The 325-nt window shown below is 72.6% G+C and carries 1 protein-coding gene; it reads right to left on the reverse strand.

Going from position 1 to position 325, the window contains the following annotated elements; genetic code table 11:
• The coding region (yidD, locus tag K3A85_RS17795; RefSeq protein ID WP_263624938.1) for a membrane protein insertion efficiency factor YidD at positions 1-161 on the reverse strand (161 nt) is incomplete at its 3' end.
• Between the last annotated feature and the right edge of the window lie 164 nt (positions 162-325).

Below are 325 nucleotides of genomic sequence, written 5' to 3' on the forward strand. Positions count from 1 at the left end.
GGATCATAGCCGTGGCCGCCCCAGGGGTGGCAGCGCAATAGCCGCTTCACGGCAAGCCAGCCACCCTTAATCGCACCGTGCTTGTCGAGCGCCTCGATCGCGTACTGCGAGCACGAGGGCACATAGCGGCACGAGGGCGGCAGCACCCGCGAAGGGCCCATCTGCCAGGCCTTCGCCACCAGGATCAGCAGCCGCTTCACTTGCCCCGCCCCTGGCTCTTGCCGGGCGCCTTGCCCCCCGACCGACCCTTGCGCCCGCCCAGTCCGCGCGGCGGATCGCCCTTGCCCGCGGCGGCGCGCGCCAGGGCGCTCGCCAGTTCCTCGCG

The sequence above is a fragment of the Novosphingobium huizhouense genome (genome assembly GCF_020179475.1).
GTDB classification, from domain to species: Bacteria; Pseudomonadota; Alphaproteobacteria; order Sphingomonadales; family Sphingomonadaceae; genus Novosphingobium; species Novosphingobium huizhouense.